17 protein-coding genes are annotated in these 19,245 nt (G+C 42.4%); 6 read left to right on the top strand and 11 right to left on the bottom strand.

What is annotated here, in order from left to right; genetic code table 11:
* Positions 1 to 172 precede the first annotated feature (172 nt).
* The gene (gene lepA, locus EOO49_RS06195) at positions 173 to 1,969 is read left to right on the top strand and encodes a translation elongation factor 4 (RefSeq protein ID WP_290843809.1); all 1,797 of its coding nucleotides are present in this window, start codon (positions 173 to 175) and stop codon (positions 1,967 to 1,969) included.
* Between the two features lie 389 nt (positions 1,970 to 2,358).
* Here lepA and EOO49_RS06190 read toward each other — a convergent pair whose 3' ends face one another.
* Genes EOO49_RS06190 through EOO49_RS06180 form a run of 3 tightly spaced genes read right to left on the bottom strand, consistent with a single transcriptional unit; the run spans position 2,359 to position 4,545 of the window.
* Positions 2,359 to 3,051, bottom strand: coding sequence for a DUF2306 domain-containing protein (locus EOO49_RS06190; protein ID WP_290843807.1), 693 nt, complete (start codon positions 3,049 to 3,051; stop codon positions 2,359 to 2,361).
* Between the two features lie 21 nt (positions 3,052 to 3,072).
* Entirely contained in the window at positions 3,073 to 3,600 is a 528-nt protein-coding gene (locus EOO49_RS06185) for a GNAT family N-acetyltransferase (RefSeq protein ID WP_290843805.1), read from the bottom strand.
* A 9-nt stretch (positions 3,601 to 3,609) separates the two neighbouring features.
* Positions 3,610 to 4,545: a 1-phosphofructokinase family hexose kinase gene (locus EOO49_RS06180; RefSeq protein ID WP_290843803.1), complete on the bottom strand. Its 936-nt coding sequence runs from the start codon at positions 4,543 to 4,545 to the stop codon at positions 3,610 to 3,612.
* A gap of 280 nt (positions 4,546 to 4,825) precedes the next feature.
* Between EOO49_RS06180 and EOO49_RS06175 the strand changes: the two genes are divergently transcribed.
* Positions 4,826 to 5,785 carry a YafY family protein gene (locus EOO49_RS06175; RefSeq protein WP_290843801.1) on the top strand — a complete coding sequence of 320 codons (960 nt, stop codon included), beginning with the start codon at positions 4,826 to 4,828 and terminating at the stop codon, positions 5,783 to 5,785.
* A gap of 454 nt (positions 5,786 to 6,239) precedes the next feature.
* Here EOO49_RS06175 and EOO49_RS06170 read toward each other — a convergent pair whose 3' ends face one another.
* Positions 6,240 to 6,728 carry a DinB family protein gene (locus EOO49_RS06170; RefSeq protein WP_290843799.1) on the bottom strand — a complete coding sequence of 163 codons (489 nt, stop codon included), beginning with the start codon at positions 6,726 to 6,728 and terminating at the stop codon, positions 6,240 to 6,242.
* A gap of 414 nt (positions 6,729 to 7,142) precedes the next feature.
* On the opposite strand from EOO49_RS06170, the gene thiL reads away from it, so the two are divergent.
* Positions 7,143 to 8,189 (top strand): thiamine-phosphate kinase, encoded by a 1,047-nt coding sequence (gene thiL / locus EOO49_RS06165; RefSeq protein WP_290843797.1) that lies wholly within the window; start codon positions 7,143 to 7,145, stop codon positions 8,187 to 8,189.
* Positions 8,190 to 8,384: 195 nt separating this feature from the next.
* On the opposite strand, the gene EOO49_RS06160 is transcribed toward thiL, so the two are convergent.
* The 6 genes from EOO49_RS06160 to EOO49_RS06135 form a co-directional block, all read right to left on the bottom strand.
* Positions 8,385 to 9,053: a response regulator gene (locus EOO49_RS06160; protein WP_290843795.1), complete on the bottom strand. Its 669-nt coding sequence runs from the start codon at positions 9,051 to 9,053 to the stop codon at positions 8,385 to 8,387.
* A gap of 11 nt (positions 9,054 to 9,064) precedes the next feature.
* On the bottom strand, positions 9,065 to 11,131 hold the full coding sequence (locus EOO49_RS06155) for a sensor histidine kinase (RefSeq protein ID WP_290843793.1): 2,067 nt from the start codon (positions 11,129 to 11,131) through the stop codon (positions 9,065 to 9,067).
* Between the two features lie 42 nt (positions 11,132 to 11,173).
* Positions 11,174 to 11,809 (bottom strand): response regulator, encoded by a 636-nt coding sequence (locus EOO49_RS06150; protein WP_290843791.1) that lies wholly within the window; start codon positions 11,807 to 11,809, stop codon positions 11,174 to 11,176.
* A 13-nt stretch (positions 11,810 to 11,822) separates the two neighbouring features.
* Positions 11,823 to 13,787, bottom strand: coding sequence for an ATP-binding protein (locus EOO49_RS06145; RefSeq protein WP_290843789.1), 1,965 nt, complete (start codon positions 13,785 to 13,787; stop codon positions 11,823 to 11,825).
* A 64-nt stretch (positions 13,788 to 13,851) separates the two neighbouring features.
* On the bottom strand, positions 13,852 to 14,121 hold the full coding sequence (locus tag EOO49_RS06140; RefSeq protein WP_290843788.1) for a hypothetical protein: 270 nt from the start codon (positions 14,119 to 14,121) through the stop codon (positions 13,852 to 13,854).
* Positions 14,122 to 14,311: 190 nt separating this feature from the next.
* Positions 14,312 to 15,223 (bottom strand): LytTR family DNA-binding domain-containing protein, encoded by a 912-nt coding sequence (locus EOO49_RS06135; RefSeq protein WP_290843787.1) that lies wholly within the window; start codon positions 15,221 to 15,223, stop codon positions 14,312 to 14,314.
* A 243-nt stretch (positions 15,224 to 15,466) separates the two neighbouring features.
* Between EOO49_RS06135 and EOO49_RS06130 the strand changes: the two genes are divergently transcribed.
* Both EOO49_RS06130 and EOO49_RS06125 read left to right on the top strand, forming a co-directional pair.
* Positions 15,467 to 15,904, top strand: a complete 438-nt coding sequence (locus EOO49_RS06130) for a hypothetical protein (RefSeq protein ID WP_290843785.1) — start codon at positions 15,467 to 15,469, stop codon at positions 15,902 to 15,904.
* Positions 15,904 to 16,824 carry a hypothetical protein gene (locus tag EOO49_RS06125; RefSeq protein WP_290843783.1) on the top strand — a complete coding sequence of 307 codons (921 nt, stop codon included), beginning with the start codon at positions 15,904 to 15,906 and terminating at the stop codon, positions 16,822 to 16,824. Before EOO49_RS06130 ends, EOO49_RS06125 begins: the two co-directional genes overlap by 1 nt.
* A 42-nt stretch (positions 16,825 to 16,866) precedes the next feature.
* On the opposite strand, the gene EOO49_RS06120 is transcribed toward EOO49_RS06125, so the two are convergent.
* Positions 16,867 to 18,411 (bottom strand): glycine--tRNA ligase, encoded by a 1,545-nt coding sequence (locus EOO49_RS06120; RefSeq protein ID WP_290843781.1) that lies wholly within the window; start codon positions 18,409 to 18,411, stop codon positions 16,867 to 16,869.
* A gap of 123 nt (positions 18,412 to 18,534) precedes the next feature.
* Between EOO49_RS06120 and EOO49_RS06115 the strand changes: the two genes are divergently transcribed.
* The gene (locus EOO49_RS06115) at positions 18,535 to 19,212 is read left to right on the top strand and encodes a ComF family protein (RefSeq protein WP_290843779.1); all 678 of its coding nucleotides are present in this window, start codon (positions 18,535 to 18,537) and stop codon (positions 19,210 to 19,212) included.
* Positions 19,213 to 19,245: the final 33 nt, after the last annotated feature.

Here is a 19,245-nt window from a genome sequence, read left to right as displayed (position 1 = left end):
CATTTGCCCTAATTGTCAGATGGTTTTTTGTGACCGATGCTGTTGCTTCGTACGACATTAGCGTTATATTTGCCGATTGATTCCAAGTCTGCCGAAATCGTAAAAAATGCTGTGCCGACTTCGCTTAAAACTTACGGCATAAAGTTTTTAGCCTCAAACAGAAACACTGAAAATGAAGAACATACGCAATTTTTGCATTATCGCCCACATCGACCACGGAAAAAGTACGCTGGCCGACCGTTTGCTTGGCGCGACCCAAACCGTGACAGCCCGTGAGGAAAAAGCCCAGTTGCTCGACAACATGGACTTGGAACGCGAACGCGGCATCACGATAAAGAGCCACGCGATCCAGATGGAATACACTCACAAAGGCGAAAAATACATCCTGAATTTGATCGACACTCCGGGACACGTAGATTTTTCTTACGAAGTTTCGCGTTCGATCGCTGCTTGTGAAGGCGCGCTTCTAATCGTCGACGCGGCGCAGAGCATTCAGGCACAAACGATTTCGAACCTTTATCTCGCTTTGGACAACGACCTGGAAATCATTCCGGTGTTGAACAAAGTCGATTTGCCAAGTGCGAATCCTGAGGAAGTCAGCGATGACATCATCGATTTGCTCGGGTGTAAACTGGAAGACATCATTCACGCTTCGGGAAAAACCGGATTCGGTGTCGACAAGATTCTCGAGGCAATCATCGAGCGCGTTCCTGCTCCGAAAGGAAATATCGACGAACCGCTTCAAGCTTTGATCTTCGACTCGGTTTACAACCCATTCCGTGGCATCGAAGTGATTTTTCGGGTGAAAAACGGAGAAATCAAAAAAGGCCAGAAAATCAAGTTCATGGCGACCGGAAACGAATATTTCGCAGACGAGATCGGGACTTTGAAATTAAATCAGGTTCCCAAACAAGTGATTTCGGCAGGCGATGTCGGGTATTTGATATCGGGCATCAAGGAAGCCAAAGAAGTAAAAGTCGGCGATACTTTGACAGATGCCAAAACGCCAACCACAAATATGATTACGGGTTTCGAAGACGTGAAACCGATGGTTTTCGCCGGAATTTATCCGGTAGACACCGAAGATTACGAGGAATTGCGCGCCTCGATGGAAAAATTGCAGCTCAACGACGCCTCGTTGGTTTTCGCTCCGGAAAGTTCAGCGGCGCTGGGTTTTGGTTTCCGATGCGGATTCTTGGGAATGTTGCACATGGAAATCATCCAGGAACGTCTCGAACGCGAGTTCAACATGACCGTGATCACGACGGTTCCGAACGTTTCTTACTTGGCTTACACCAAAAAAGATCCCGAAACGGCGCTTATAGTGAACAATCCAAGCGATTTGCCGGAGCCTTCGAAGCTCGATCACGTCGAAGAACCTTATATCAAGGCGACAATCATCACAAAAGCCGATTTTGTAGGAAACGTGATGTCGCTCTGTATCGAAAAGCGCGGACAGATCACGAATCAGACATATTTGACAACAGAACGCGTCGAATTGAACTTCGATATGCCGCTCGCCGAAATCGTATTTGATTTTTACGACAGACTGAAAACCGTTTCCAAAGGTTACGCGTCTTTCGATTACCATCCGATTGGTATGAGAACTTCTAACCTTGTGAAGCTTGATGTTCTTTTGAACGGAAATACGGTCGACGCACTTTCAGCGTTGATCCACGCCGACAACGCTTACAACATAGGCAAAAAAATGACCGAAAAATTGCGCGAGTTGATTCCGCGTCAGCAATTCGACATTCCGATCCAGGCGGCCATCGGAGCGAAGATCATCGCTCGTGAAACCATCAAAGCCTTGAGAAAAGACGTTACGGCAAAATGTTACGGAGGAGATATTTCGCGTAAGAGAAAACTCCTCGAAAAGCAGAAAAAAGGAAAGAAACGCATGCGCCAGGTTGGTAATGTGGAGATTCCGCAAGAGGCTTTTATGGCGGTTTTGAAACTGAATGACTGATTTCAGATAATAGATGATAGACGGACAGATGATAGACGACCTTTTTTGATTCCCGTTTTTTGACACAATAAAAGCCCGAGAATTTACGCTCGGGCTTTTTTTTCGATTCAGCCGATTTTCACAGCCACGGTGAAACAAGATTTTCCCGCGTTCGCATGAGTTTGCATTTTTCGGATTCGGAAATTACTTAAATTGGACGAGCATTCATCCCGATTACGCCTTCGGATTGATCGAACTTCAAACTCTGTTTTATGGAAATTCTCTTTTTTTTAGGATTGGCGATTTTGGTCCACGTTGGACTTGCTTATCTGTCGATGCGGTTTTTCGCCAGATTCACCAAAAAAAGTCAGTACAAACTACTTCTTGACGGATCGATATTGATTTTGTCGTTACTGGTTTTGTTCACCATTTCTTTTGTGATCATCATACAATCGGTTTCGCTCGAAAGGTGAAAAATCCTTGTAATTTCTAACAATCAACCAAGCGATTGCGAGATTTATCGCCAACGAAATCCAGACATTAAGGCCGTAAAAAAGTTCGTAGGAATGTCTGCTTTCGTTAAAAATCAAATTTTTTAAGATCCGGAAAGTGAGCGCCGTTGTAGTTATCGCATAACTGAAAACCATGAAGTTACGGTGCTGTGCGATATTTCCTTTTCGTATTTGCAGAATCGCGCCAAGCGTAAAAAATGCCCAAAGTAGGTTTTGGATCACGAATCCGGAAATTCCCAAAAAACCACCATTCGAAAAGACTGCGAGCACAAAACAAGCCGGAACATTCACGACCAAAATGTTGTAAGCGTAGATTTTCCCGATGATTCTGTGCGCCTTTCGGTTCGTCTTGAGAAACGCTGACGAAAATTGCGTAAGTCCGGCCAACAAACAAATCACAACCGAAAAAATGTGGATGTAAAAGAAAGCCAGCCAAAATTTACTGCCGACGATTTGCTGTTTGAATTGAAGAAAACCGATATTCGTCTCAAAACTCAAATACTGGCTGATTGTGCTCAACATCAAAATGCTGAACGTGAAAACCGTCAGCACGCCAAGTATTTCCAAAACCAGTTTTATCGTTCTCGACATTTTCGACCGTAATTTTTCCGATTAATTTCGCACCAAATCACGCTTCATCAGCAAGTCGAACTGCAAATCCTTTCCAAGCCAGAATTCGTGTTTGCCGAAAATCTCGAAACCGTTGCGTTCGTAGAATTTGATCGCGCCTTCGTTGTGTTCCCAAACGCCTAACCAAATGAAGTCGAAGTTTCCGCTTTTGGCGATCTGTATCGCTTTGTCGAACAGTTTTTGTCCGATCTTTTGCCCTTGGAAAGCCTCGTCCACGTAAAGTCTTTCGACCTCGAGCGCGTTTTGGTCGCGGCAATCGGTTTGGGCTTCTTTGGAATTGAGTTTGAGATATCCGACAGGCGTTTCATCGGCGAAAGCCAAATAAAACGCAGAATTGAGATTGGAATATTCTTCAGATAATTTCTCGAGCGACAGGTTCTTGGACAAATAATCGTCCATGTCAGATTCAGAGTTGACCGAAGCGAATTTGTCGACAAAAGTCTTGATACTGATTTGGCGTAAAACAGCCAATTCATCAGGATTCACTTTGCGTATGGAAATCTTGTTCATCCAGCGAAATTACCACCATTTCCGGAGTCCGTCAAACAATCGCTTGGCGTCATTCGCGTCGAAAAGTTGCGTGCCGTTGTTCATCGTTGCCGCAGAACCGCAAGCAACGCCCCATTGTATGACCTGTTTTAGCGGCAAATCCTGCGAAAGCGCCCAAACCATCGCACCAACCATGGAATCGCCCGCCCCAACCGTACTGCGTTTCTTGACGTGAGGCGCGGGAATGTGGTGCGCTTCGTCCTTGGAAACCAGAATCGCGCCTTGCGGGCCAAGCGAAACCACGACAATCTCGACTTTTCCGCCAGAGATGATTTTTCTGGCGGCTTCTTCGGCTTCGTCGCTATCGAGTCTCTCTGATCTGGTCAGGCGCGCGAGTTCGCCAATGTTCGGTTTGATGAGATAAGCGCCGACTTCGAGGATTCTCTCGAGCGGTTCGCCAGACGTATCGACGACCAATTTCGAGCCGTTCTCTTTGGCGATCGATGCGACTTTTTGATAGAAATCTGGCGTCATGCCTTCGCAGATACTTCCGCTGGCTACGAGAAATTTGGGCTGTCTTTTTCGGACAGATTCGAGAATGTCTTCCATTTCGTGTTTAGAGAGCGGCTCGCCCGGAAATCCGACGCGATATTGGGCATTTGAGTTCACTTCAAGCGCGATCATGTTTTCTCTTGTGGAATTCTCGATTGGAACAACCGCGGTTTCGATTCCCTCGTCTGCAATCAGTTTTTCGAGTTTTCTTCCCGCCGATCCGCCTGAGGTTATAATGCAAAGCGATTTGCCGCCGAGTCGTTTTATGGCTTTGGACACGTTTATTCCGCCGCCGCCCGCATCGTAGTTTGGTGCGGAACACCTGATTTTTTGTTCGGCGATCAGGCCTTTGAAGGTCGTGCTTTTGTCGAGTGCGGGATTTACGGTAAGGGTTACGATGTCGAAATTTTCCATTTTGGCTGTGATTTCTCCTAAAATTCCGATTTTGGGTTTGGAACGGCAACGGTTTTAACAACAAATCGAGGGTTTTTGGGCGATTGCCTAGCCTGGATGCAAGCGGTTAGCCTTTTGAAGAAAACGGCCTGGTTTTGTTCGTTTGCCGAAGCGACCGGAGGAAGCTCTTGGCAAACGTTACAAAACCGGACATTTTCAAGAAAGCTAAAAGCGGGTCAGCCGGATTTAGCTTCAAATAATAAAATCCAAACGACTAAATTCGCGTCTAAACCTTTGTAAAATGTTCGACGAATCTCCGAAACGTTTTGACCGCATCGTGGCGATCTTGATTCAGCTGCAATCGAAAAAAATCGTGAAAGCGCAGGAAATGGCCGACCGTTTCGACTGTAGTTTGCGCACGATTTACCGCGATATCCGCACTTTGGAAGCTTCGGGCGTTCCGATTTTTTCTGAGGCGGGAATTGGATATTCGCTCGTGGACGGCTATCGTTTGCCGCCCGTGATGTTCACCAAGGAAGAAGCCTCGTCTTTCATTGCCGCCGACAAATTGATGCAGCATTTTTCGGACAAGGAATTGGGAGAACATTATGCCTCGGCGATGTTCAAGCTCAAGTCGGTTTTAAGAAGTTCGGAAAAGGATTTGGTCGAGGAAATCGGCTCGAAGGTCTTGGTCGTGAAGTCGACGGATACCGAATCGAAAGCGCCCAATGCTCTTGCGTCGATTTTTAGGAGCATCGGAGAGAAATTGCAGGTGAAATTGTTGTACGAAGCCAGTCAGGCTGATGAACCGAGCGAGCGCCAGATCGAGCCTGTGGGCGTTTTTCACGAGAATTCGTTTTGGTACATTTTTGGGTTTTGCCATCTTCGGAAAGATTACAGGCAATTCCGGACGGATCGCATCCACGACATCCGCTTGACGGAAAGCAAATTCGAACGCGAGCACGACGATTTGGAAACTTACCTCAAACCGACGAATTTTCCAACGACTTTGGTAAGGATCGTCGCCGATAAAGAAGTGGTTGCTTTCATGAAATTCGAGCGCAAGCACTTTGGTTTCATCTCGGAAAAAGAAACGCCCGACGGTTGCGAAATGACGTTCATGAGCCGCGACCTGAACAACGGATTCGCGCGTTGGTTCTTGATGTTTGCCGATTATGCGACTGTTTTGGAACCGCTTTCGCTCAACGATCGGTTGCTTGAATTGATGGAACTTGCGAGGATTCGGATGAAATCTCGATAAAAAAAGGCCCGGAACTTTTTGTCCTGAGCCTTTATTACTTCAAAATTCGTTGTTTGTTGTTCGTTGTTCGTTGTTCGTTGTTCGTTGTTCGTTGTTCGTTGTTCGTTGTTCGTTGTTCGTTGTTCGTTGTTCGTTGTTCGCTGTTCGCTGTTCGTTGTTCGTTGTTCGTTGTTCGTTGTTCGTTGTTCGTTGTTCGTTGTTCGTTGTTCGTTGTTCGTTGTTCGTTGTTCGTTGTTTAAAATTAATTCGTTCCGAACCTCATAAAAACTTAAAAAAAAAGATTTTACACAGAATTTATCTTAAATATTAAAGTTTTTTGAATGTCGAACAACGAATAACGAATGTTAAATGCTGAAGATTTTTGAATGTCGAACAACGAACAACGAATGTTGAATATTGAAGTTTTTTTGAATGTTGAACAACGAATGTTGAATAACGAATGTTGAACATTAGACTACCAACGCTCCCAAAAGAAAGGCGGCTCAACGTTCAACGCTCGCAAATACACGAACATTTGGCCGCGATGGTGGATTTCGTTGTCGATGAAATACAAGATGTTGTGTAAGATCGGGAAATTGTATTGGCCGAAAAGGTTGAACATTTCCGGGAATCGCTCTTCAGGGATTTGCGCCCAATATTTCTTGATTTGTTCGTCGGCATCGTCCCAGGCTTTTAGAAAATCTGCTTTTGTGGCCGTGACCTCGGGCTCTGAATAGGACGTGATCTCGGAATTTGCGATGGCTTTGAGCGATGGTGCGGCGATCGACAGCAACTCTGTGGTCAATTGCGCCGCGGTTCGCATTCCTCCTATCGAAAATTCGAAAAATTCTTTCTCGGGGAAGATCTCAAGCGTTCTCCGGGTTAGGAATCGGTGGCCGAGATAGTGTTTCAAAAGCTCGTCTTTGCTGATGATTGGCGTTGTGGTTGTGCTAGTCGCTTCCATAATTTTGTGTTTTTAATTGTTATCTGAGTTCAAAATTAGTGGCGCCGAGTGACAACAGTTTGTCAGTAGGTTTTTGGAGTGGTGATTTTTTTTTGAGTTTTGGATTGAAGTTTTGGATTGGGCTCACTTTCTGAAAAATTTAGACCTGTCACCTTTTTAATCGTGACACGTTTTAGACCTGTCACCCTTATAAACCTGACAGGTCTAGAAAAGTAAGGAAGTCGGACCAACTTCATTTACAGATTTTCCGTAAAAAAAGTTAATTGAAGGTTCGTACAATCCGTCAACGCGAGCAATCGGAAAATGCAGGGTCAAAAGTGCTCTCCGATAATCTGAAAATCCGATACTCGACAAGTCGGCAACCAACAATCCACCAACCATAAAATCGTACCTTTGCCGTTCAATTTTTCAAATATGTTAGAAAACAAGAATCCGCAGCGCACGAGCATTTCCCAACTGGGCGAATTCGGGCTTATCGAACACTTGACCAAACACTTCGAAATCGTTCAGGAATCGACGCTGAAAGGAATCGGTGACGATGCGGCAATTATAGATTTCAAGGATAAAAAAGCCGTCGTGACCACAGATTTGCTGATCGAAGGCATCCATTTCGATCTGGCTTACATGCCGTTGAAACACCTCGGTTACAAAGCGGTCGTAGTGAACTTGTCAGATATTTGTGCCATGAACGCAAAACCGACGCAAGTTACGGTTTCGGTAGCGATCTCGAACCGATTTCCGCTCGAAGCACTAGAAGAATTCTACGCCGGAATCACCTTGGCGGCCAAAGAATACAAGGTCGATGTGATTGGAGGCGACACGACTTCATCCCAAACCGGACTTTTGATTTCAGTCACCGCTTTGGGACAGGCCGACGAGTCTGAAATCGTTTACAGAAACGGTGCAAAAGCCAATGATCTACTTGTCGTTTCTGGCGATTTGGGCGCAGCTTATATGGGATTGCAGGTTTTGGAACGCGAGAAACAGGTTTTCTTGGTGAATCCGAATTCGCAGCCTGATTTGGATGCTTACACGTATCTGATAGAACGTCAGTTGAAGCCCGAAGCCAGAACTGATGTGAGAACGTTGCTACATGCGCTCGAGATAAAACCAACCTCGATGATCGATGTTTCGGACGGACTTTCGTCGGAAATCCTGCATCTGTGCAAACAATCTGGCGTCGGATGTAACTTATACGAGGACAAACTTCCGGTCGATCCGCAGTTCATCGCGACTTGCGAGGAATTCAATATCGACGCGACCACCGTGGCAATAAACGGAGGCGAGGATTACGAACTTCTGTTCACGATCGGACTTGATGATTTCGACAAACTGAAAGGGAATCCGAACTTCACCGTCATCGGACACATCGTCGAGGAAAAAGAAGGCGCACATCTGATAACCCGCGCCAATTCAAAGATTCCGCTCAAAGCGAGAGGCTGGAACGCACTTGAAGAATAGAAAAGAAAAAAGCGACACTCCCTAATGTGTCGCTTTTTTTGAAATCGTCAGTTTATAGTAGGTTAAGCTATTGGCCTGACAATGCGGTATTTTACTAGCATTACCGATACGAAGATAGGTCGATTGGCGCTAAAATCAATTGCGGTTTCCCGCACATTTACGTGTGGGAAACCGCAATTTTTTAGGTGTCGGAAATTAAAGTAATCCTTTGTTTTTCGCTTCGCGGATCAGGTCGATGTCGCTTCCGCCCTTGATACTGAAGGTTTCCTTGAGGTTCAACTTTCGTTTTTCGATCGCGCTCAGGGAAAGTGGTACAAAACTCGGAATGTCTTTGGTTTTCGTGCCTTTTGACAAATGATACAGGATCTGTTTGTCGAATTGGTCGACGTCAATATTGTCGTACTGGATTTGCGAAATGAGTTTTACTACGGTCTGGCTGTAGTAATTTTCCTCGTGCAGGATTTTGTCGAAGGCGGTTAAAAGCTCGTCGAATGTGAGGTCGTTCTTGATAATGAGTCCGTTCGGATTAATGTTTTTGACGATATTCGAGATCTTGAGCAACTCGGTATGCATCGTAAGCAGAATTACTTTGCAGTTGGGCATCTCGTTTTTGATCAACATGGCCAAATCTTCTCCCGAATGGATGTTTTTTTCTTCGTAAGAAGGCATGCTGATGTCGAAAAAGGCGATCTGGAACACTCCATTTTGGGGCGAAGTAATGTTTTCGTAACCCGAGCGGCAGTCGTTCGCCTGGGTGATAGTGAATTCGTAATCTTCCGAATTATAACCCTTGATGGCGTTCTTATACGCCTCGATGATAAACGGATGATCGTCTACAATGAGAATGTTGACTTTTTGCGGCATTTGTCTTGTTGTTATGCGATCACAGGTTCACCTGCAATTGCGGTCTGTTCGTTGTTTGATTTGCTTTCGGTAGGGAAAAGTATGGAAATTGTCGTTCCCTTTCCTTTTTTCGACTTGATTTCTAACTGACCATCGCATTCTTGGGTTCTCGAAACCATATTTGACAGCCCGATTCCCTTGGCTTTTTTGTCGACTGAGAAGCCTTGCCCGTTATCGGTGACTTCCAACCGCAGATTTGTCCCGTCAGACACAAGCTTCACTTTGACCTTGCTGGCTTTCGCGTATTTGTTGACGTTTTGGAGCGCTTCCTGGACGATTCGATAGATGTTGATTTTTAAAGTGTTCCCGATTTTATCCCACGGAATGTCTTCGCTTATCTCGGTTTCGACTTCGGTTTCGAAATTGTTCCCTTGTTCTTCGAGCAAATTGGTAAGAATGGCCACGAAATTGTTGATCAAAACGAATTTCTCGCGATTCAGATCGTGCGAAATCTCACGAATGTCCTGTTCGATGTTCTTGAGCTCTGTGAGGTAGTTGATGCGTTTGTCGCGAGCCTCGTCTCCATCGGACTTGTTGAGACTGTCGAGATTCAGGCGCGCCCCGAAAAGCCGGCTAAGAACACCATCGTGTAACTCTTGGGCGATACGCTTCTTCTCGCGAATTCTGCCTTCTTCGATTTTGTTTTGCTGCGAAAGCATGAGATTGTAAATGTCCTCATTGGCCTTTTGTTGGGCTTGCTTGAGCAAAAGTTCTCGATTTTTGGCGCGCTGTGTACGAATGACGAAAAGTAGTAATCCAATCATCACCGTTCCTACGAAGAATAGGACGAGGTTTCTGTTTTTGGTTTCTAGGCGGTTGTTTTTAAGGGAAATTTCCTCCGTTTCGAATTGGATGCGGGCGAACTTATCTTTTATTTTTCTTTCTGCGTGTTGAACAGAGTCATTAATTTTTATGTATTGTTGAGAAAATATTTTTGAATTTTGAGAATCATATTCAGATAACTGCTTTAGGGGCGCCAACTCATTAATTGAGTTTTTAGATTCTTTTGCTATTTGGAGAGCCTGAGACGTGTATTTAATTGCATTAGGTAGATCACCTTTAAAATGATAAAACTCTCCTATCCGCGTTTTGCTAAATATAATACCTGCAACTAAACCCAGGCTATCCTTGATCCTTAATGAGTGTTTAAAGAGATCCACGATATCATTCTCGGGAAAATTCAGTTTGAATTTTGAATATGCAACATTATCCAACAATATCGCATACAACGCAGGATTTTCATTTTTGAGGTTTGGTGTTTTTATTGCCTTATTAAAGTTTTGAAGCGCGAGAGAATTGTCTCCAATATTTTGGTAGACATTACCGACATTATTTAAGGTCGTCGCAATAGGAGTTAAATTACCCAAGTTTGTTTGCTCAGCAATTTCCAATGCTTTTCCCAAGTAGTCCAATGCCTTCGAATAATCTTCTTGAGCGTTCGAAATAATTCCAAGTAACATTAGTGCCTCATACTTATCTTGCTGATTTTCGGTTCCACGCATATATCTTAATGCCTCCAAAGCAAAGGCCTCACTCCCGAAGTAGTCATTTTGATTCCAAAGAACGGTAGCCTTCCTAAGTTTAATTTTAGTCAATTCTGGATAAGCTCGATTGATAAAATAAATTTTCTCAGCTTTAGAATAGAACGCATATGCACTATCTCTAGAAGAAATATCTCTATAAAAGTCTCCTAAATATAAGTACGCTTTGGCTATACTTGCGGTATCCTTTCCGTCTTGTGCGCGACTCAGCGCTTCTCTAGATACGACTTTATAATTTTTGAGATCATTTATATTATAATATCTGTTCGCAACTTTAAATACATTGACTCGGTTATTTGAATCATTAGGAAACATCTGCACAAGTCTGAAAGCTCTATCTGCGCTTTCTATTTGCTTCGTTCTTCCCAGCGCGTCTTGGTTTGCAAAGTCCAAATAGATTTTTAAGCTATCTGCAATCGAAACAGAATTATCTGTGTCTATCCCTTTTTGCTTACAAGATGAAAGTATGAAGACAATTGCTAAAATTAGGATTCTCAATGGAAATGCATTTTATTTTCAGCAAAACTATAATTTTTAAAATTATAATAACCCTAATCTTCTTGCTTCCACTATAATATCTTCATCATTTCCTTTTTCTATACCCATAAATTCTTTGATTAAAGCTTTTCTTTTATCAACAGAACTAATCGACAAGCGTAGTTTTTCAGATAACGTATTCGTCTTAAACCCTTTGCCCATTAGCGCTAATAATTTTCTGTTGATTTCGTCCATTAGGTAATTTCCTTTTTTAATTTCTTCGACACTCTCTAAAACTGTTGCGCTAAATATTTGGCCATTTTCGAAGACAATCTTGTAAATACTTCTAATAAGTTCTTCCGGGGAAAAATCACTTTTAACCAAAATGCCGTTTGGATTGATCTCTTTGTAAATTGAGTAAAGAGTAATCTTGTCAATATAACTTGTCAAAACTAACAACTTCGCAGATGGCTGATGATTTTTTATTATGAAGGCTAAATCGTAGCCCGATTCGCAATTACCAAAAGACGGTATATTTATGTCTAACAGAATTAGATTGAATTCCACATTTGACAATACGTCAATTGCTTGTTGGCAATTATGTGCCAAGAAATACTCGAAACCTATCTGAGTATCTTCCAGTATCCTCCTGTATCCCTCGATCATTGCAAAATGATCTTCAACAATTAGTATCTTCATAATTATATATCGATTAGACAATGATTTGAATAAATAACCCGTGACCTTTTGAGGATTCAAAGTTGATGGTTCCATTCATCTCCTCTACTCGATCTTTTATATTGTAAATTCCCAGTCCGTCAAAATGTTGCTTTATATCGAATCCAATCCCGTTGTCTCTGACCTCTACGATAATTTCTTTTTCAGTTTTACAAATGGAGCACCTCAATTCAGTTCCTTTTGAGTGCCTCCCAAAATTTTCGAGCACTTCTAAGAGAATATTATAAAAATGAACTTTGACTTTATCTTCTACAAACTCCCAATTGATCATATCCGCACTCAAGGATATATCTGCGCCAAAAATCCGTTTCTTTTCTTCGAACAGTTCGACAAGATTCTGTTTAAAATTCTCAAACTTTGTCGAATCGTTTTTCGCGAGTTGATGGGCGAGTTTCCTTATATCTTTTTCAACTTCTTGAATTTCACCTATATAATACCTTGAATCCTCTTCGTCCATCCCGTCTCTCAATAAAAAGAATAAATTGAGTCTTATCGCAGAAAGTCTATTCATGATATTATCATGCAACTCCCTACCAATCCATTTACGTTCTAGCTTTTTCACTTCCGAAATCTCTTGTTCTTGACTTATTATCAATTGAAACATCTTAGCATTTGCAATACTCGTCTGATTAGACAATTGCATTTTATTATTTTTCCTTTGTTGATCAATTATTTTAACTAGTAACAAAAGAGTAATAAAAATAAAAATTGCGACGTAAGTAATTTTCTTCTGTGCTTTTAAAGCATCATCTTTTTCACTTATTACCAGTTGTGTTTCATATTCAATTTTTGCAAATCTGTCTCGAACCAAAACTTCTTTCTTTACTGCAGAACTCAAAAGTGAACTATACAGCACATCAATTCTATTTCTATTAGGAACTATATTTAAGTAATCTCTCAAAATATCGTGGGTCTGTGGTGAGTAATTATCTTTCTCACATCTTGATAGTGCCTCTTGAAAGTAGAAATCAGCATTAATAGTATCTTTTCGAGTAAGATGAAATCTCGCTATATTATGGCAATTAGCTGCCGCCCTGTACGCTATTTTCAAACTATCATTTATTGAAAGTGCTAACATTAGACTTTCAGGAGACTTTATTACACCAGTTACAATTTTGTTATATTCAACAGAGTTTACAGCAGCCGCAAAAAGTCCCGGATTATTTTTTCTGACATTCTGATCATCAATGATAATATTGAGATATGTACTCGATACTTTATATTTTTGCTGCAATTGAAATACAAGGCCCAAATTGAAAATTGTCGATTCTTTCAGAAAAAACGGACTTTTAAACTTGCCGAAGTTATTTAAATTCAATGCTTTGTAATGATATTCTAATGCTGTGTCATAATTACCATAGTCCATATATACATTGCCCAGAAGATTGTATGCTTTATATCTCTCGTCGTCGGAATTTTCCGTTTGATCAACCAGTTTAAGACATTTTACACCAGACTTTTCGGCCAAAAAAAGTTGGCCCATATTATATTGGCTTTGGCCGCATACAATGATTGACTGTGCAAGTTCTAGATATCTCTTTTCTTTTTTAAAATTTCGTTCTGCGTTTTTACTAAAATAATACGCAGAATCCCATTTTTTTTTATCGAAATAATACTCGGACAAATTGAGATTTGCCTTTCCAATGAAATTAGCATCTGATTCACTTGTTACTATTTTCAGACTAATCTCTTTAAACTTTTCTTTTTTTCCGACGTTCCAGTATCTATTCCCAATTCTCAAGGAGTTCGAAGTCTTAATTGAATCGTTTCGCTCCCAAGAGTTTATTTCCTCGATTTCAGAAATTGCATGCAATCTCGAACTTATAGAAATACCGCTATTATTAGCGACGTCAAAAAGTTGCTCAACCTTTAGTTGTGGTTCTTTATTTGAACAAGAATAAAGAACCAAAGAAATTAGTGCTATTTTCCAATAATTCATAAAAAACAAAAAGGGCTACTCTTTACAAAGAATAGCCCACTGATATATTATTAACGTATTAAAGTCAATCAAGTTTTTTGACTCCTTTATCACCAGTCTGAACCCCGCCAGTCTCAAAATCTACTTTTTTTCCTTTGTCACCAGTTGCAACACCACCCGTTTCGAAATCTAATTTTTTTCCTCCATCTCCGGGCAATGTTCCTTGGCCACCGGTATTACCTTTAGAGGTTGTGCTGCCATCGGGTTCACCAGAATAATTAAGATCAGGCGTAGTAAAAGAAGTCAAAACCATTACTAGTGAAAACAATCCGAAAGTAAAAATAGCTTTTTTCATAATTTGAGACATTTATGTTTGTGGTATCTTTTGTTTTTGTTCCTCATTGTAGATGTGTGTTTGTGCACACGAATCCACGAGGCAAACTTAGGTACGATGTCTCTGTCGAGTCCTATGTTTACTGGCTCGTTTGGTAGATGTAGCTATTCTATGAGTGGATGATATGAGTATGAAGTGTAGCCGTCAGCTTTTAAAACTCCAAATAATTGCCGTTTGAGATACTGTTTATGATCAAATCGACATTTTCCTTGTAAGATTTCGAGAAAGGAAGTTTAGTCGCAGCGGTATTTTTTAAGTAGCAAACTGAATTTCCCGTGTGAATTCTGGATACATAGTCCATATTCACGATATGGCTATTATGGATTCTGACGAACGGCGCCGGAAGCGCATTCTCAAATTGCTTTAAGGTTTTGAAAGCTGTAATCATCTCACCGTTATTTAAGTGGATGTCAGCTGAGTTGTTATCTGCCTGGATATAACAAATATCACGAGCTTCTATAAAACGGTAGTCGCCGTAAGACTTCACGCAAATCACCAAAGGTTTCTCGACGGGAGTCGCATGGATCTCAGGAACAATTTGAACAGGATCTAAAGTTATGAGCTCGACCTCCGCTTGCTTAGTCGAATCACTTTCTATCTGTTCGATAACTTTTTCGGAAGTCGGCAAATCAGTCTCGGTCGCCGGAGCTTCGATAGTCGTCTGGAATGCAATAACCGGCTGCATAGCCGAAGACTTCTCCAATCTCATAAGACACTTCCGTAGTTCAAGAGAACGAAATGGCGTTACGAAGTAGTCAAGTACATCATACCGAAGCGCTTCATAAGCCAGATCGGCATTTTTGGCTGTGACAATAACTTTCGGAACGTCGTTTAGAAAACGAAAAAGTTCACTTATGAAGGAAAGTCCCAACTTAGACGAAACATCTTCTGGCTGAATCTCCAGGAAAACGATTTTCGGATTCTTTTCCAGCACCAAATCCAAGCCTTCATCAAAGTTCGAAGCACTTCCAACAAACGACAGTTGCGGGAAAACAGCGGCCACAGCCTTTGTCTCCGCGATATCATGGCGATTGTCGCTAATAATAATGTAATCGTGCTTCATTTGGTTTGGAAGCCACGCAAGTAGGTTTGATAATTTGGGGTCTTATCGGAAGCTAATTTATTTTATATAAGAGCCCAATTTTCCTTTGGGCAAATCTCGAAACTGTTTTTATGCAATTACTATATGAAGTGCATAAAATAGACGGTGAACTACATGCCAATATAGATTTATTACCACTAATTTTACATTTTTACATAAATTTTGTTATTTTTGTGTAAAATTATAAAAACACATTTAGAACCAATGATAGTCAGCAATCTAGAACAGTTGGAGTCTTTTGAGGACATCGCTTCGAAATTTCAGGATGAAAACGCTTGTATTATGCAGCTCGAGCAAATTCGTTGGGAAGGCGATGTTGTTAGTCCGTTTGACGAAACTTCCAAAATTTATAGGTGCAAAGACGGACGCTATCGTTGCCGCAATTCCGGAAAGTATTTCAATGTGAAAACATATACGATTTTCCACAATTCAAAATTGCCATTGCAGAAATGGTTCCAAGCAATTTGGCTCGTTAAGAATTCGGAAGATGTTACGCCCCGGAAATTATCCGAAGACTTGGAAATCACTCACAAAACGGCCTGGCTTATGCAAAAGCGTATTTCCAAATACATCAAAACGCAAACGGTCATTGCAAAACCGAATGAACTTGTGTTGACAGATTGGCTCAATCAATTGAAATAATGCAGACGGTATTTTCAGGATCGTATGACAAAAAACTATCTGGCAAAACTTTAGGACTTCAGCCTTTTGTTTTGTCGGATATGTCTATGGTAGTGACCAAGAAAAGTGTAAATCGCCACTTCGGACATTCGGCAAAGTCAGATTGGCTGAACGAGTTCATGAGTGGGTTCACGCGCTACGGGATCGGAGCGACCGGATTATTAGAGAAACTGTCGAATCCTGTTCTATTCGCATCCAATAAAAAAGACGGTTTCCCGATTATTGAAGAAGGTTACACATTGCAGACTATTCTCGAGGCTTGCGACTTCTTGATTTTTGCCAAAAAAGAAGGTTTTCTCAACGTGATCGAGCTCAAGTTCGCGTCCATTGCCGAAAGTATTATTTCGTCCCACAAATCGAGCCCGCTCGCCCACCAAGTTGCTGAACTTACGGGACTCAATCTCATCAAATGGAAAAGCGCGCAAAGAGTTTTGGAAATCTTGTCCGAAAAGCAGAAAGAGAATGCACATAATTGGGTACACGGATTAACCGATGAATTCTGGAATCTGCTATCGGAACAACTACAAACGGACTGGAAGCAAATCATCAAAAATCCAGTTCCGGCAGCGAAATTCATCCACGAATGGATTTTCAGCAGAATCGATGAAACGACGATGGAAGAAATGCGCAACGCCAAGCCAAAGCGGTCGTATCGCACCAAAAAAGGCCCGCAAGTAATCGGCAACGATGGTCTTTCCTTCTATCAGCATATACTTTTGGGATTGTATGGCGTTTCCGACAAAAATCTGCAAATCCTGGAGCAATTGATTTCTCGGACGCATCCAAAGAAACGATCGGCGAATTTTCCGTCAGAACCACAAAAACCGACACTTCCAGCATTTGCGAAACAACTACACGAAGCGGTTGTCGTAAAAAAATAAAGCCTCCCGAATCGAGAGGCTTTTGTATTTCTAATTCTGATGTTACTTGGTTTTCAACAACCAATTTCGCATCGAAACTTCATTTTCTATGATCGAGCGAAGTTCGGTGATCGCGACCCTGTCCTGTTGCATCGAATCGCGGTGGCGAATCGTAACGGTGTTGTCTTCCAGAGTTTGGTGATCGACCGTGATACAAAAAGGCGTTCCTAGCGCGTCTTGTCTGCGATAACGGCGTCCGACTGCGTCTTTTTCGTCATAAGTCACATTGAAATCCCATTTGAGATCGTCGATGATCTTATGCGCGATATCAGGCAATCCGTCTTTTTTGACAAGTGGAAGAACCGCAGCTTTCGTAGGCGCCAAAACAGACGGCAAGGCCAAAACCGTGCGAACAGATCCGTCCTCGAGCGTTTCCTCTTTCAACGATTTCGAGAAAATCGCAAGGAACATTCTGTCAAGACCAACCGAAGTTTCCACGACATAAGGCACGTAATTCTCATTCAATTCCGGATCGAAATATTGCAACTTGCGTCCTGAAAATTGCTCGTGCGCCTTCAAATCGAAATCCGTTCTCGAGTGAATTCCTTCCAATTCCTTGAAACCGAATGGGAAATTGAACTCGATATCGGCGGCAGCGTTCGCATAATGCGCCAATTTCTCGTGATCGTGGAACCGATAATTTTCACGTCCGAGACCAAGCGACAAATGCCATTTCAAACGCGTGTCTTTCCAATAATCGTAATATTTCATTTCCTCACCCGGACGAACGAAGAACTGCATTTCCATCTGTTCGAATTCGCGCATGCGGAAGATAAACTGTCTCGCAACAATCTCATTCCTAAAAGCTTTTCCGGTTTGGGCGATTCCGAAAGGGACTTTCATGCGACCTGATTTCTGCACGTTCAAGAAGTTCACAAAAATTCCCTGAGCCGTTTCCGGACGCAGGTACAAATCCATCGCGGTATCGGCCGACGCTCCAAGTTTGGTTCCGAACATCAAATTGAATTGACGCACTTCGGTCCAATTTCTCGAGCCAGTATCGGGATCGGCAATCTCCAGCTCTTCGATCAACGCTTTCACGTCTTCCAGATCGCCATTGCCCAAAGAACGCCCGAGTCTTTCCCGAATTTCGGTCTCGCGCGACAAATATTCTTTCACACGAGCATTCGTGGTCACAAATTCCTGTTCATTGAACGCTTCACCAAATCGAGTCTTGGCTTTTTCTATTTCTTTTTGCGCTTTTTGGTTGAGTTTTTCAGCAAAATCTTCTACCAAAACATCAGCTCTGTAACGCTTTTTCGAGTCTTTGTTGTCGATAAGCGGATCATTGAAAGCGTCCACGTGACCGGAAGCTTTCCAAGTCGTCGGATGCATCAAGATCGCAGCATCGATCCCAACGATATTTTCGTGCATCTGAACCATGGCTTTCCACCAATATTCGCGTATGTTTTTCTTGAGTTCAGCGCCGTTCTGACCGTAGTCGTAAACCGCGCTAAGTCCGTCATAGACTTCGCTCGACGGGAAAATGAAACCATACTCTTTGGCGTGGGAAATCACATTCTTGAAAATATCTTCCTGCTTTGACATGATGCGTTTGCTTGATTTTTGAGAATTAAGACGCGAAAATAAATATTCTTGGCCGAGCGTCGAAATAAAAACCGTTGTTTCAGCCGAATTTCCTAACTTTCAGCATCTAAACGCCATTCAATTATGTTACAAGCCTTACTCAACCTGATTTTTCCGTCGGTCTGCGCCGGATGCGACAATCTTTTGCGCGACAACGAATTCGTGATCTGTACAAATTGCCGACACGAAATTCCGCTCACCAACCACCATCTTCAACCGCAAAACGAAGCTTCGACGAAGTTTTTTGGACGAATTCCTACCGAATCGGTGACGACTTTCGCCTATTTCCACAAAAAAGGCATCGTGCAGCAAATGATCCACAAACTCAAGTACAAAAACCAGCAAGATGTCGGGACGGCGCTTGGTTATTGGTTCGCCGAAGATCTGAAGGAAATTTGCGCTTCCGCGGATGCTATAATTCCGGTTCCGTTGCATCGGCGTAAACTCAAAAAACGCGGTTACAATCAAGTGACGTCTTTCGGAAAAGCCTTGTCGGACACACTCGAAATTCCGCTTGACGAAAAGCTGCTGAAACGGAACTTTTACTCGAAAACACAGACGAAAAAGAACCTTTTTGCGCGTTCGGAACTCAGCAAATCGATGTTCGAAGCCAACTTTTCGGAATCCGATCACGGAAAACATTTCCTGTTGATAGACGACGTGCTTACGACCGGATCGACCTTGGAAGCCTGCAGTCGGGCGTTGCTAGAAATTCCGGGCGCAAAAATCTCGATTGCGTGCCTCGCTTTTTCACATTCATAATTCGGTCAAAAAATAGTTTCGCGCGAGAAATTA

This window comes from Flavobacterium sp. (assembly GCF_004295795.1).
Lineage (GTDB): Bacteria > Bacteroidota > Bacteroidia > Flavobacteriales > Flavobacteriaceae > Flavobacterium.
Note: the sequence above shows the minus strand (reverse complement) of the source record. Positions and strands in the feature narration are given on the sequence as shown.